This is a genomic window from Terrabacter sp. C0L_2, from assembly GCF_036352015.1.
GTDB lineage: Bacteria > Actinomycetota > Actinomycetes > Actinomycetales > Dermatophilaceae > Terrabacter > Terrabacter tumescens.
Window position 1 is genome coordinate 3,261,628 of record NZ_CP143557.1, and the last position, 14,225, is coordinate 3,275,852.

Sequence of the window (14,225 nt, forward strand, 5' to 3'; positions counted from 1 at the left end):
GTTACCGTTTCCCCGCCCTGGCTCGACCCGAGGAGCTGCCGTGAGCCGCACGCCCACCACCGTCCGCACGAGCGTCGCCACGGTCGTCGCGACCCTGCTCGCCGGCCTCGCCGCGGTGACGACCGCGCCGTCGGCCGATGCCGGGGTGGCCACCCCGGGAGCCATCTCGTCGGTGGTCGCCAAGCCGGGTCCAGCTGCCGGCCAGGTCACCTTCACCTGGGTGGCGTCCGGCGCGAGCACGACGGGCTTCGTCATCGAGACCGGTCTGACCACCTTCAAGGTCGGCGACCCCGTCCTGCCGGACCACGGTCGCCGGGCGACGTACTTCACCGTCCCCGCGAACCGGCGCTCCGTCACGTTGACCGCGGCACAGCTGGCCACTGCGGGAGCCGGCACGTCCTCCGCCAACCACCTCTACTACCGCTTCAGGGCCGTCAACAAGACGGCGTCCGGCACAGCCACGCGCAACTGGCCCTACCTGCAGAACGTCGCGGTGAAGCCGGCAACGCCCTCGACCACCGGCACTGCGCTGCGCGTCGCCACCTTCAACGTGCACACGGCCACGACGACCTCCGGAGTGCGCCCGTGGACGACCCGGGTGCCGGGCATCGCGCGGACGATCCTCTCGCGCAATCCGGGGGTCGTGAGCCTGCAGGAGCTGGGGATCGGCCGCGCCGACGGCAGCTCGCAGCCGAGCACGGCCGGCAGACTCACCCAGGTGCGCAGCCTGCTCGACACGCTTGCCGCGCAGGGCGGTGGCCGCTACCAGCTCGTGCGCTCCACCCGCTTCGCGGCGCCGGGCACGCCGGAGGCCATCCAGGGCGCGCGCATCCTCTACGACTCCAGCCGCTACCGGCTCGTCAGCTCGTGCCCCGAACGCTCGGACACCAACCCGCTGAGCAACAACAGCTACTCGAGCTCCTGCACGATCCTGCTCCCGACGCTCAGCACCGACGACGCGTGGGCGCGTCGGCGCGCCTCGTACGCGGTCCTGGCCGACCGCACAACCGGACGCCAGTTCTACGTCGTGTCGGCCCACCTCGACCAGCGGCACAGCACCAGCTACACGACGGAGCGGACCTACGAGCGGCTGCGGGCGACGCAGGTGCGCACGGTCCTGGCGCGGATCGACCAGCTGAACACCGGGCGGCTGCCCGTCGTCCTCTCGGGCGACCTCAACACCTACCAGAACAACCAGGGCGGTTACGACGCCCACGACACGCTCGTGTCGGCCGGCTACTACGACGCGGCCGCCGCCGTCACGCAGATGAACCCGCGCTACACGACGATGAACCACTTCGCCTGCACGCTCACGGTGCCGGGCACCGGCTGGGGCAGCCGGCTCGACGTCGTCACGGTCAAGGGCGTGTGGGGCGCGGCGCGCTGGGAGAACGTCATGGCTCCGACCGACTGCGCGCGGCCGTCGGACCACAACATGGTCGTGGCGGACCTGCGTCTGCCGTGAGGCCGCTGCGAGTGGGCCTCAGCAGGCGCTGAGCACGCCCTCAGTGAGCCCTGCCCGGGTCACCCGCGGGGCAGCTCCCAGGTGTGCACCGGCTCGTTGGCCATCATGCCCTCGATGTAGTGGCGGAGCATCTCGCGCAGCGCCTTGTCGCGGGTCAGCCCCTGGGCCTCGAGCCGGGCGACACACTCGGTCTGCCATGAGGCGCCGTTGACGCCGAGCAGGCAGCGCTGCTCGATGATCGTGAGGAACCGGTCGCGCACGGCCGCCGACACGCCCCAGCGCTCGAGGCCCTCGTGTGCCATCGGGAGCAGCCGGCGCAGCACGAGCTCGGTGGCCGGCACGTCGCCGAACCCGGGCCAGTAGGTGCGCGCGTCGATGCCGAGGCGCGCGCCCTCCTCGAAGTTCGCCTCAGCGGCCGAGAAGCTCATCCGGGTCCACACCGGACGGTCCTCCTCGGCGAGCACGCGCATCGTGCCGTAGTAGAAGGCGGCGTTGGCCATGACGTCGGCGATGCTCGGGCCTGCCGGCAGGACGCGGTTCTCGACGCGCAGGTGCGGGCGGCCGCCGACGATGTCGTAGATCGGGCGGTTCCAGCGGTAGACGGTGCCGTTGTGCAGCCGCAGCTCCTTGAGCTCCGGGACCTCGCCGCGCTCGAAGACCTCCTCGGGCTCCTCGTCGTAGAGCTCGGGCAGCAGCGCCGGGAAGTAGCGGACGTTCTCCTCGAAGAGGTCGAAGATCGAGGTGATCCACCGCTCGCCGAACCAGACGCGCGGGCGCACGCCCTGGTTCTTCAGCTCGACGGAGCGGGTGTCGGTGGCCTGCGTGAAGAGCGGGATGCGGGTCTCGGCCCACAGCCGCTGCCCGAGGAAGAACGGCGAGTTGGCGCCGAGGGCGAGCTGAGGGCCCGCGAGCACCTGGGCGGCGTTCCAGTGGTCGGCGAAACGTTCAGGCTGCACCTGAAGGTGAAGCTGGATGGAGGTGCACGCCGACTCGGGAGCGAGGCTGTCGGAGTAGCGTGCGATGCGCTCGCCGGTCGGGCCCTCGAGCTCGAGCCAGACGTCCTCGCCGCGGGCGTCGAGGACGGCGTTGTTGAGCGCGGCGTAGCGGATGTTCTCGCTGATCCAGTCACCCTCGAAGTGCTCGGGCATGACCGTGGGCAGGATGCCGATGGCGACGATCCCGGCGTGCGCCTCGGCGGCCTTGGCGGAAGCGCGGTTGAGCGACTCGCGCAGCAGATCCTCGAGCTCGATCGCGGAGTCGCCCGGAAGCGGGCGCGGGTGGACGTTGAGCTCGATGTTGTAGCGCGCGAGCTCGGTCTGGTAGTCCTCGTCGGCGATCTGCTCGAGCACCGTCTTGTTGTCGAGCTTAGGCCCGAGGTCCTCGTTGACGAGGTTGAGCTCGATCTCGAGACCGGTCATGGGGCGGTCGAACTCGAACTCGCTCTTGCCGAGCATGCGTTCGAACACGTCGAGGTCGCGGCGCACCTTCTCGCGGTACTGCTGCCGCTGCTCGCGTGTGTACCTGGCCTGCTCGACGTCCGCTCCCACGTGAGGAGACAACCACACTCGCGGGCCCGGCGCGAGAGGCGCGCGCGGAGTGGTCACCACGTGGGCGCGTGAGGCCCCAGGTGGTGACCACTCCGTCGGCGGGACTCAGCCCTCGAACGCCTCCGGCGGCGGGCAGGAGCAGACGAGGTTGCGGTCGCCGTACGCGCCGTCGATGCGGCTCACCGGCGGCCAGTACTTGTCGGCGGCGTGGACGCCGACCGGGAAGGCGGCGGCGGTGCGCTCGTAGGGGTGGTCCCACTCCCCCGCGATGTTGAGGGCGGTGTGCGGCGCGTGCCGCAGCATGCTGTCGCCCACTGCGACCGTGCCGGAGCGGACCTCCTCGATCTCGCCGCGGATCGCGATCATCGCGTCGCAGAAGCGGTCGAGCTCGTAGAGGTTCTCCGACTCCGTGGGCTCGACCATGAGCGTGCCCGCGACCGGGAAGCTCATCGTCGGCGCGTGGAAGCCGTAGTCGACGAGGCGCTTGGCGATGTCGTCGACGGTCACTCCGGTCTCGGCCGTGATCTGCCGGACGTCGAGGATGCACTCGTGGGCGACGAGCCCGTCGTGGCCGGAGTAGAGCACCGGGTAGTGCTCGCGCAGCCGGGCCGCGATGTAGTTCGCGCCGAGGACGGCCATCTGCGTCGCGTGCCGCAGGCCCTCGCCGCCCATGAGACGCACGTAGGCCCACGAGATCGGCAGGATGCTCGCCGACCCGTAGGGGGCGGCGGACACCGGGCCGACGCCCGACTCGGGGCCGGCCTCGGGCGCGAGGGGGTGGTTGGGCAGGTGCGGCGCGAGGTGCGACCGGACCGCGACCGGGCCGACACCCGGGCCGCCGCCGCCGTGCGGGATGCAGAAGGTCTTGTGCAGGTTGAGGTGGCTGACGTCGGCGCCGAACTTGCCCGGCTGGGCGAGGCCGACGAGGGCGTTGAGGTTGGCGCCGTCGACGTAGACCTGGCCGCCCGCCTCGTGGACGAGCTCGCACAGCTCGGTGATGGTGTCCTCGTAGACCCCATGCGTCGACGGGTAGGTCACCATGATCGCGGCGAGGTCGTCGCGGTGCGTCTCGATCTTGGCGCGGAGGTCGTCCATGTCGACGGTGCCGTCCGGGGCCGTCTTGACGACGACGACCTTGAGGCCCGCCATGACGGCGGACGCGGCGTTGGTGCCGTGGGCGCTCGCCGGGATGAGGCAGATGCGACGGTGGCCCTCGCCGCGGGCCTGGTGGTAGGCGTGGATCGCAAGCAGCCCGGCGAACTCGCCCTGGGAGCCTGCGTTGGGCTGGAGCGACACGGCGTCGTAGCCGGTGATCTCGCACAGCCAGCCCGACAGGTCGTCGATGAGGGCGCGGATGCCCTCCGTCTGCTCGGCGGGGGCGAACGGGTGGAGGTTGGCGAACTCCGGCCAGGTGATGGCCTCCATCTCGGTGGTGGCGTTGAGCTTCATCGTGCACGAGCCGAGCGGGATCATCCCGCGGTCGAGCGCGAAGTCGCGGTCGGAGAGCCGGCGCAGGTAGCGCAGCATCGCCGTCTCGGAGTGGTGGGCATGGAAGACCGGGTGCGTGAGGAACTCGGACGTGCGCTGCAGACCCTCGGGTATGCCGTGTGCTCCCGTCGCGCCGGAGGCCGACGTCACGTCGTCGCCCGCCTCCAGGCCGAAGCCGTCGAGCACCGCGAGCACCGTTGCGGCCGTGGAGGTCTCGTCGAGGCTGAGTGACACGCGGTCGGCGTCGACGCGCCAGACGTTGATGCCCCGGTCCGCGAAGGTCGCCGTCACCTCGGCCGCGCGACCCGGCACGACGACGGTGAGCGTGTCGAAGAAGGACGTCGTCTCCACGTCGAGGCCACCGTCGACGAGGGCGCCTCGCAGCGCCCCGGTCAGGCGAGCCACGCGCTGCGCGATGGCCACGAGGCCTGCAGGACCGTGCCACACGGCATACATGCTCGCCATGACCGCGAGCAGGACCTGCGCGGTGCAGATGTTGGAGGTCGCCTTCTCGCGACGGATGTGCTGCTCACGCGTCTGCAGGGCGAGGCGGTAGGCCTGGTGTCCCTCGGCGTCGACGGAGACGCCGACGAGGCGGCCCGGGATCTGGCGTTCGAGTCCGCGGTGGACCGCCATGTAGCCGGCGTGCGGCCCACCGAAGCCCATCGGCACGCCGAAGCGCTGGGCGCTGCCGACGGCGATGTCGGCGCCCCACTCGCCGGGGGCGGCGGCGAGGGTGAGCGCGAGCAGGTCGGCGCAGGCCGTGACCAGGCCCTTGGCCTCGTGCACGGCAGCGGTGAGCGGAGCCCAGTCGACGAGCTCGCCGGTGGCGTCGGGGTACTGCACCATGGCGCCCACGACTGCCTTGCCGCCTGCCGCTTCGGAGAGGGAGTCGGCGTCGGTCACACCGCGCAGGTCGGCGACGACGACGGGCAGGCCGAGGGCCTCGGCACGCGTGCGCATGACGGCGATCGTCTGCGGGAAGAGCCGCTCGTCGACGAGGACGACGGCGTCCGCGGACGTCTTGCTCGCGCGGCGCATGAGCGACATCGCCTCGGCGGCGGCGGTCGACTCGTCGAGCAGCGAGGAGCCCGCGACGTCGAGTCCGGTGAGGTCCGTGATGACGGTCTGGAAGTTGAGCAGGGCCTCGAGACGGCCCTGGGAGATCTCGGGCTGGTAGGGCGTGTAGGCGGTGTACCAGGCGGGGTTCTCGAGGACGTTGCGACGCACGACCGGCGGCGTCACGGTGCCGTAGTAGCCGAGCCCGATGAGCGAGGTGAGCACGGTGTTGCGCGAGGCGAACCCGCGCAGCTCCTCGATGACGGCGCTCTCGCTGGCGGCGGCCTCGACGCGCAGCGGCGTCTCGGAGCGGATGGCGCCGGGGATGGCGCGGTCGCACATGGCGTCGAGGCTGGGCTGGCCCACCACCTCGAGCATGTGGCGCACGTCGTCACCGGCGGGACCGACGTGGCGGCTGACGAAGTCGGCCATCACCGTCTCGGTGGACGTTCCGGTGGTGACGGGCACGAGCTGGTCGATCGACATGCGGGGCTCCTGACGGGTACGAGCGGACGACACACGCTCCCCGTCTGTCGAGCACCGCGAAGACGTGTCTCCAGAGTTGCCTCACCCGCATGGTCCTGGCGCCTGAGAGGTTCCGGGGATGTTGCCCCTTCGGCGCCTCGTAGGTGCGTGGCACCCCGAGGACTCTCCCACGCAGGGTCGATCGGCACTGTCGAATCTACCAGCAGGCGCGGGCTTTCCGGTCATGCGAACGGCCCGGCCGGGTGTCCGGTCGGGCCGTGTCGAGTGGAGCCAGAAGATGTCAGGAGATGTCGGGTCAGGCCATTCGTCGTGCCTGGCGACGGGCGCCCAGCTCGTCGTCGGGGTGGTCGAGCGAGCTGTCGTCGTCGGCCCGCTCGCTCGGCAGGTGGGCGAGCTCGCCCTCGACCTCGCGCCACACGCGCCCGACGGCGATGCCGAAGACGCCCTGTCCGCCCTGGACGAGGTCGATGACCTCGTCGGCGGACGTGCACTCGTAGACGGAGGCGCCGTCGCTCATCAGCGTGATCTGGGCGAGGTCCTCGACGCCGCGCTCGCGCAGGTGGCTGATGGCCACCCGGATCTGCTGGAGGGAGACGCCGGTGTCGAGCAGTCGCTTGACGACCTTGAGCACGAGGATGTCGCGGAAGCCGTAGAGGCGCTGGGTGCCGGAGCCGGTGGCGCTGCGCACGGACGGCTCGACGAGGCCGGTGCGGGCCCAGTAGTCGAGCTGGCGGTACGTGATGCCGGCCGCCTTGCAGGCCGTCGGACCGCGGTAGCCGCTGTCCTCGTCCAGCTCGGGCAGGTCGTCGGTGAACAGCAGGCCCTGGGACCCGACGGGCAGGGCCCGGCCGGTGTCACGCGCGTCCTCGATGGCGGCCATGCCGTCCTCCTCGTGCTCAGGCTGCGAGTCGCGGTGGTGCGATCGCGCAGACGACATCCAGATAACTACACTCACGTCGTTCTACTGACGGTAGGCCGCCGCCGTGCTGCGGTCAATCACCCGCGTGCTAAGGGCACGGCGTGTCGGGGCGTCCACGCAAACCTTCGATCTCTACCTCACGGTAAGAGTGGCTGTCGACGGTCGCGGTGACGCGGACGGCCGGCTTCGCCCCGGCCGCGTGGGTCAGGAGAGTCAGTCAGGAAGGTCGGGCCGGTCCGGGCGGTCGCCGGGCTCCTGGGACTCCGGGGCCGGGCCCTCGAAGTCCTCTGCCGACACGTGGTCGAGGAACTCCTTGAAGCGCTCGACCTCGTCGTCCTCCTCGGAGGAGACGACGATGGCGGCCTCGTCGAGGATGGCCGGCTCGACGAGCACCTTGGCGCCGGTGCGCAGGGCCAGGGCGATGGCGTCGCTGGCACGCGATCCCACCTCGACCTTGCCGTCGATGATGAGCGCCGCGTGGAAGACCGAGTCCTTGAGGGCGACGATGCGCACCTCCGTGAGCTCGTGGCCGAGCACGGCGAGCAGGTCACGCATCAGGTCGTGCGTTAGTGGTCGTGGCGGGACGACGCCCTGCTGCGCGTACGTGATGGCGGCGGCCTCGGCCGCCCCGATCCAGATCGGCAGGTAGCGGCCCCCGTCCCGCTCCCGCAGCAGCACGATCGGGTGGTTCGTGGGCATCTCGACGCGGACGCCCAGGACATCGACCTCTCTCACTCCTCCACCGTACCCCGGCCCGTCGTCGACGCGGGCAGGCCTCAGCGGCGCAGCCCCGCCCGGACCAGGGCGACGTGCAGGGCGATGCAGGCAGAAGCGATCTCGGCCGCACGCTCCTGCCTGGTGCCACTCCCCCGGCGGGTGGCCAGCACCTGGTCGACGAGGCCGATCTCGCGGTCGGCGGCGGTGCGGAACGGCCGCAGGTGGCGGGGCTCGAGCCCGTGGTCGGAGAGCGTGCGCGCCGCCGCGCCGATGGCCAGCGCCTCGTGACCGAAGTGGCCGCGCTCGTCGGCCTGGAGCAGGCCGTAGGTCTCGAGGGCGTGCATCGTGTCGCGGTCGATGCCGGTGGCCGCGCGCAGCTCCGGACCCGTCAGTGACACGACGGGGCCAGGGAGCAGGTCGACGGAGCTCGGCACCTCCGGGTCGACGGTCGGCGTCGGGGGTTCGGGGCGCCCGCCGGGGTCGTCCGCGGGGTCGGTGAGTCCCCGGTCCAGGGCGTCGAGCGCCTCGCGGATGACCTTGAGCGGCCAGTAGCGGTCGCGTTGCGCCGTGAGGACGTAGCGCAACCGGCGCACGTCGTCCTCGGTGTACGTGCGGTAGCCGGATGCCGTGCGGTGCGGCTGCACGAGCCCCTCGGCCTCGAGGAAGCGGATCTTCGAGGCAGAGACGTCGGGGAAGTCCTCCGACAGGGCGGCGAGCACCTTGCCGATGGTCAGGCGCCGCGGGGCAGGAGCAGCCCCGTCGGCCGCCGCCGTGCCTGCGGTCATGCCGGTGCGGTCTGGGGGGCTCCGGACGAGTAGTAGACGAGGCGGAACTTGCCGATCTGGACCTCGTCGCCGAGGTGCAGCGGGGCCTCGTCGATGCGTTCGCGGTTGACGTAGGTGCCGTTGAGCGAGCCGGCGTCACGCACGACGTAGCCACCGCCCTGCGCCACGAACAGGGCGTGCTTGCGCGAGACGGTCACGTCGTCGAGGAAGATGTCGGAGTCCGGGTGGCGACCTGCGGCCACCTGCTGGTCGTCGAGCAGGAAGCGCGCTCCGGTGTTGGGCCCTCGGAGGACGACCAGCAGCGCTGTGCCCGGACGGAGCGCGTCGATGGTGGCCTGGTCCTCGGCGCTGAGTCCGCGCGGCGTGACGGTGTCGACGTGGTCGCTGTCCTGCGACGGCACGCCCTGGAACCGCATGGTGCGGGGTTCGACGTTCATGTCGTCGGGGTCGGGCAGGTTGCTCGACATGCGGTCCTCCTCTGTGGTGCGGGCGGATTCGGGTGCATCCACTCTAGTTGACCGGGCAGGTCACATCCTGCCCGGCGCCACGACGAGCGGGTACCCCGGGTGGGGGCTGGAGTCAGGAGAGGGAAGCCGTGTAGGTCGCGGCGTCCATGAGGCCGTCGACCGACGAGGCGTCGGCCAGACGGAGCTCGAACATCCAGCCCTCGCCGTAGGGGTCGGAGTTGATCAGCTCGGGCGAGGAGTCGAGCGCGGCGTTGGTCGCCGTGACCTCGCCCTCGAGCGGCGCGTAGACGTCGCTGACCGACTTCGTCGACTCGACCTCGCCGCAGGAGTCCCCCGGCGTCACGGTGTCGCCGACGGCGGGCAGGGACACGTAGACGACGTCGCCGAGGGCGTCCTGCGCGAACGCCGTGATGCCGATGCGGACGACCCCGTCGTCGCCGACGCGGACCCACTCGTGGTCGCTGGTGTAGCGCAGGTCAGAGGGGTAGTCCAGCTCGCTCATGTCGCTCCTTCGTCGGTGGCGGCCCTGGTCAGGGGTGTCGGGGCCGCGCGTGCTGCTGTGCGTGGGTGCCGCAGACCATGTGGCGGCACCTGAGAGGATGCCAGACCCGTGCGGGCCGCGCAGGAAGTGGGGCCGGGTGGGTGTGCCGAGATCACTCGACCGGCTTGGCGTGCGTCATGGCGGTGGGCCGGTGCAGCGAGGTGATCTCGATGAGGCTCGACTCGGTGACGACCGCCTCGGCGCCCTTCTGCCGCACCGACTCGACGATCCCGCCGGGGATCGTCATGGCCGACGACAGGGTCTTGGAGTCGCCGATGACCTTGATGACGAGGGGACGGGGCACGGGGACGCCGTCGACGAGGATCTGGCCTCCCTTGTCGCCCACGAACGAGGAGGCGACGACACGGACGCCCCCGACGTCGATGGACTCGGCGCCGGCGTCGCGCAGCTCCTGGATGATGTCGAGGACGATCGGACCCGTCACGGCGTTGGTGGGATCGGTGACGCGCAACGTGATGCCTGGCCCCTTGGCGGCCAGGGTCCCCGCCAGGATGCCGAGGGTGTCCACGCGCTTCTGGGCCTGCTCGAGGGCCTCCGCCGCGGTGCCGGTGCCGTTCTTGAGACGGTCACGGGTGGACTCCAGCTCACGGACCTGCTGGTCCAGGCGCGAGGACCGCAGCGAGATGTCGTCGAGCACGCGGACGAGGTCGGTCTGGCTCAGCTCGTCGAGACCGCGCTGGTTGGTCAGCTGCACCTGGGCGGCGATCCCGGCGCCGAGCAGCACCGCGAGCAGTGCGCCGAGCAGGTTGGCCCGGGTGGCGCGGGGCTTGCTCATCTTGACCAGACGCGTCCACGCGTCCCGGCCCTCGACCGGGACGCGGCTGGTCCCGCTCTCGCGCGCCTCGGACGAGGTGAAGTCGACCTCGGCACCGTCGTCGAGACCCGTGCCGAAGATCGGGGCGGGCGGAGCGGCGACGTCGTGATCGGTCTTGTCGTCGACGTTGTCGTCGGCTTCACCAGCAGCGTCGGCAGCGACGGGCTCGGGCTTCGGCTCGGGTGTCGGCTCGGGTGTCGGCTCGGGTGTCGGCTCAGGTGTCGGCTCAGGTGTCGGGTCGAGTACCGGTTCGGGGTCGGGTGCGTGCGGTTCGGGGTTGGGTGCGTCCGGTTCGGTGGTCGCGTCGGACGGCGAGGTCGCGGCTGCGACGGGTGCGTCCTGTCCCACCTCCGCCTCGGTGGCTGCCTCGGTGGCCGGACCGGAGATCGGCGGGGTGGTCGGCTCGTGGCGACCCTTCTTGCGCTTCGCCATCGTCAGGCCTTGAACAGGTGCCGACGGATCGAGGCGACGTTGGAGAAGATCCGCACGCCGAGCACGACGACGACGCCGGTGGAGAGCTGCGAGCCGACACCGAGCTGGTCACCGAGGAAGACGATGAAGGCGGCGACGACGACGTTCGACAGGAACGAGACGACGAAGACCTTGTCGTTGAAGATGCCGTCGAGGATCGCGCGGATGGCGCCGAACACGGCGTCGAGGGCCGCGATGACGGCGATCGGCAGGTACGGCTGGAGCCAGACGGGCACCGACGGATCGAGGAAGAGACCCACCGCGAGTCCGGCCACGAGGCCGAGAACTGGGATCACGACGAGGTCTCCTGACGGGTCGGTGTGGCGGAGCTGGGTGAGGCGGGGGTGGTCGTGCGCTTCTGGAGCGACGGCGTCGAGGACGTCGAAGGCGCGGTCGAGACTACGGGCGGCCCGACGGGTTGCGCGACCTCGAGCCGCGCCGCCGAGTCACCCGGCACGGTGAGCGAGTCGCTGCCTGCCATGATCGACCGGATCTTGTACTCCTCGGTGAGCTGCGAGAGGTAGAGCCCGGCGAACGACGGCTCGAAGAGCTGCTGCATGCCCTGCGAGTCGCCGAGCGCCGTGATGACGTAGGGCCGCGAGAGGGGCCGGAAGTCGACGATGATCGCCTGGCCCGCGAAGCGGATCGCGGCGGTCGAGCTGAGCCGGTGGCCGTTGATGGAGATCGCTTCGGCCCCCGCTCCCCAGAGCCCGTTGACGATGATCTGCAGGTCGCCGGAGGTGACGCGTCCCTCTTCGAAGCCGCTGCTGGGGCGGTTGCCGGCGTTGCCGTCCGCCTGGGTCGAGGCGGCGTCGTCGAGGGTCAGGGTCAGGCCGGGACCGGTGAGCGGCACCGCGCCGGCCTGCACCTCGAGATCCTTGATCGTGGTCGTGAGGTCAGGCCCTCCCGACTGCTGCAGGGCCAGGGCCTCGAACTCGCGGACCTGCTTGCCGAGCGAGGCGACCTTGGCCTCCTGCTCGGTGCCGTGCTTCTGCAGCGCCTCGATGCGAGTGACGAGCTCCTTCTTGACCGCCGCCGCGGCGGTGGGCTTGGGGCGCAGGGACTGCGCAGCCACCGCGAAGAGGAAGCCGGCGAGAATCATGAGCACGACGACGAGGACGGTGCGGGTGGAGGTGGCCCGTGGGAGCCCGGCGGCGGCGCGGCGGTCGGCAGCTTCCTGGTAGCCGGCGTCGAGCGGCCGCTCCATCATCGTGGTCAGCAGCGTCATCGACTCGTCCGGCCGGCGTGGTGCGATCACGAGGTCACCGCCCGGGGACCGCGCGTCAGCACGATGCGCGCGTGGACGGCATACAACACCGCCGCCAGCCAGTAGAGGACGACGCCCCACCAGGCGAAGCCCCACCCGACGGGACGGGCGAGCGCGCCCAGCCAGTCGTCACGGTGGGCCAGCAGCAGGAGGGGGAAGGCGTAGAGCAGGTTGAAGGTCGCGGCCTTGCCGACGAAGTGCACCGGCAGGCCCAGCTGCCCGCGCGAGCGCAGGAAGAGCAGCATGAGCGCCATGACGACCTCGCGCGCGAGGAGCACGACGACGAGCCAGACCGGGATGATCTCGCGCCACGCGAGCCCGAAGAGGGTCGTGAGGATGTAGAGCCGGTCGGCGATGGGGTCGAGGAACTGGCCGAGTCGGCTCTCCATGTTGAACTGGCGGGCGATCTTCCCGTCGAGGTAGTCGGTGACCCCGGAGAAGAGCAGCAGCAGCAGCGCGAGGCCGTCGCGCTCGGACACGATCGCCCAGAGGAAGACGGGGACCCCGAGCAGGCGCAGCACCGACAGCACGTTGGGGATGGTCACCAGACGCTCCGTCACGACGTGCTCGCGCTCCCCCGCCTTCTCGACCTCCACGGCGGCAAGCCTAACCGGCCCCCGGACAGGTCGATGCGCGTCTTCGGCATCGATCCGGACACGTCGGGAGCCTTCGCAGCCGGGCCTTATCGCACCGCCGCTGTGCGCCGTCGCTCTGGCACACTCGCCACCATGCCCGGCGGACACTCGCACACGCACAGCCACGACGCTCGCAGCACCTCTGGCGCAGTCGCCGTCAGCACGCTCGCCCGCGTGGGCCTGACCATCCTGCTCGTGGTCGCCGCCGCGGCGACGGTCTACGGGCTCGTGCGCTACCGGCCGGGCGACACGCAGACACCCAACCGGGTGGGCACGACCGACTTCGCCGCCCCCGGCGTGGCCTTCCCGATCGCCGAGGTGCAGAAGACCCTGCCCGTCTGCGCCACGCCGACCGGTGGCGCTGGGGACGTGTCCTCGGGCGGGCAGGCCGGTGACAGTGGTTCGGCGCCCACGTGCGGAGCCATCACGGTGCAGCTCGAGCAGCCCACAGCGACCTCCGGCGACGTGCGACCCATCGTGTCGGTCCCGGTCCCGCCTGCGGTCTCGTCGTCGGGCCTGCGGGAGGGCGACACCGTCCAGCTGCTGAGGACGCCGCCCCAGAGCGGCCAGCCCGAGACGTACTCCTTCCTGCAGGTCCAGCGCGGCGCGCCGCTCTCGCTGATGCTCGCCCTCTTCCTCGTCGTCGTGGCCGTCGTCGCGCGGTGGCGTGGGGTGCTCGCGCTGGCCGGCCTCGGCTTCGGCGGCCTCGTCGTCGTCAAGTTCATGCTGCCGGCCCTGCTCGACGGTCAGTCGGGCCTGCTCGTCGCGCTCATCGGCTCCTCGGCGATCATGTTCGTCGTCCTCTACCTCGCCCACGGCCTCTCGGTCCGCACGAGCACGGCGCTCGCGGGCACGCTCTTCGGCGTCGGGATCACGGCCGGCCTCGGCCTTCTCGCGGTCGACATGGCACGCCTCAGCGGCGTCGCCAACGACGAGGGGGCGACCCTCGCCTCGTTCGTCACGACGATGAACCCACGCGAGCTGCTGACGTGCGCGATCATCGTCGCCGGCCTCGGCGTGCTCAACGACGTGACCATCACGCAGTCGTCCGCGGTGTGGGAGCTGCGCGCCGCGGCGCCCTCGATGGGGCGTCGCGAGCTCTTCCAGTCGGGCATGCGCATCGGGCGCGACCACATCGCCTCGACGATCTACACGATCGTCTTCGCGTATGCCGGTGCCGCCCTTCCCGTGCTGCTGCTCCTCTTCCTCTACGAGCGTCCCGTCCTCGAGATGCTCCAGACGGAGTCGCTGTCGGAGGAGATCGTGCGCACGCTCGCCAGCGCCATCGGCCTCGTCCTCGCGGTGCCCGTCACGACTGCGGTCGCCGCGCTGACCGTGGGCGCGAGGCGGGCTCCCTCGGAGGATCCGGAGGCCGACGGGTCCGGACCGCCCGAGGGCAATGAGCGCCGGCCCGGACCGGGCCCGGGAGAGCCGAGCGGCCCGACTGCCGCGGACCTCGTGCGAGCGGCGAGCGGGCCACCTCCCCCGGCCACCCGCGCCGAGGCCCGGGCCCGGATGACGTCGAGCTGACTGCTCGCCGCTG

The 14,225-nt window shown here is 71.3% G+C and carries 13 protein-coding genes and 1 riboswitch; of the genes, 2 read left to right on the forward strand and 11 right to left on the reverse strand.

Translation table 11 applies throughout. The features are described from left to right. Positions 1-40 precede the first annotated feature (40 nt). Positions 41-1,465: a hypothetical protein gene (locus U5C87_RS14885; protein WP_330473316.1), complete on the forward strand. Its 1,425-nt coding sequence runs from the start codon at positions 41-43 to the stop codon at positions 1,463-1,465. A 59-nt stretch (positions 1,466-1,524) separates the two neighbouring features. Here U5C87_RS14885 and U5C87_RS14890 read toward each other — a convergent pair whose 3' ends face one another. From U5C87_RS14890 to U5C87_RS14940, 11 genes are all read right to left on the reverse strand, one after another. Continuing rightward, entirely contained in the window at positions 1,525-3,012 is a 1,488-nt protein-coding gene (locus U5C87_RS14890; protein WP_030146106.1) for a hypothetical protein, read from the reverse strand. A 105-nt stretch (positions 3,013-3,117) separates the two neighbouring features. Further along, the gene (gene gcvP, locus U5C87_RS14895) at positions 3,118-6,045 is read right to left on the reverse strand and encodes an aminomethyl-transferring glycine dehydrogenase (RefSeq protein ID WP_330473317.1); all 2,928 of its coding nucleotides are present in this window, start codon (positions 6,043-6,045) and stop codon (positions 3,118-3,120) included. A gap of 80 nt (positions 6,046-6,125) precedes the next feature. Further along, positions 6,126-6,225, reverse strand: a riboswitch (glycine riboswitch). 115 nt (positions 6,226-6,340) lie between these two features. Continuing rightward, the gene (locus U5C87_RS14900; protein WP_030146108.1) at positions 6,341-6,925 is read right to left on the reverse strand and encodes a MerR family transcriptional regulator; all 585 of its coding nucleotides are present in this window, start codon (positions 6,923-6,925) and stop codon (positions 6,341-6,343) included. 252 nt (positions 6,926-7,177) lie between these two features. Next, entirely contained in the window at positions 7,178-7,699 is a 522-nt protein-coding gene (locus tag U5C87_RS14905) for a bifunctional nuclease family protein (RefSeq protein WP_330473318.1), read from the reverse strand. A 41-nt stretch (positions 7,700-7,740) separates the two neighbouring features. Next, entirely contained in the window at positions 7,741-8,466 is a 726-nt protein-coding gene (ftsR, locus tag U5C87_RS14910; protein ID WP_330473319.1) for a transcriptional regulator FtsR, read from the reverse strand. Beyond that, a complete protein-coding gene (locus tag U5C87_RS14915; RefSeq protein WP_030146111.1) occupies positions 8,463-8,933 on the reverse strand; it encodes an FHA domain-containing protein in 471 nt (156 codons plus the stop codon). The genes ftsR and U5C87_RS14915 overlap by 4 nt, the downstream gene beginning before the upstream one ends. A 112-nt stretch (positions 8,934-9,045) precedes the next feature. After that, a complete protein-coding gene (gene gcvH / locus U5C87_RS14920) occupies positions 9,046-9,435 on the reverse strand; it encodes a glycine cleavage system protein GcvH (RefSeq protein WP_330473320.1) in 390 nt (129 codons plus the stop codon). Positions 9,436-9,586: 151 nt separating this feature from the next. Next, positions 9,587-10,741 carry a DUF881 domain-containing protein gene (locus tag U5C87_RS14925; protein ID WP_330473321.1) on the reverse strand — a complete coding sequence of 385 codons (1,155 nt, stop codon included), beginning with the start codon at positions 10,739-10,741 and terminating at the stop codon, positions 9,587-9,589. Between the two features lie 2 nt (positions 10,742-10,743). Then, on the reverse strand, positions 10,744-11,076 hold the full coding sequence (locus U5C87_RS14930; protein WP_142177902.1) for a small basic family protein: 333 nt from the start codon (positions 11,074-11,076) through the stop codon (positions 10,744-10,746). Beyond that, positions 11,073-12,038: a DUF881 domain-containing protein gene (locus tag U5C87_RS14935; protein WP_330473322.1), complete on the reverse strand. Its 966-nt coding sequence runs from the start codon at positions 12,036-12,038 to the stop codon at positions 11,073-11,075. The genes U5C87_RS14930 and U5C87_RS14935 overlap by 4 nt, the downstream gene beginning before the upstream one ends. Then, on the reverse strand, positions 12,035-12,643 hold the full coding sequence (locus U5C87_RS14940) for a CDP-alcohol phosphatidyltransferase family protein (protein WP_030146116.1): 609 nt from the start codon (positions 12,641-12,643) through the stop codon (positions 12,035-12,037). The genes U5C87_RS14935 and U5C87_RS14940 overlap by 4 nt, the downstream gene beginning before the upstream one ends. Positions 12,644-12,775: 132 nt before the next feature. Between U5C87_RS14940 and U5C87_RS14945 the strand changes: the two genes are divergently transcribed. After that, positions 12,776-14,212, forward strand: coding sequence for a YibE/F family protein (locus U5C87_RS14945; protein WP_330473323.1), 1,437 nt, complete (start codon positions 12,776-12,778; stop codon positions 14,210-14,212). Positions 14,213-14,225 lie beyond the last annotated feature (13 nt).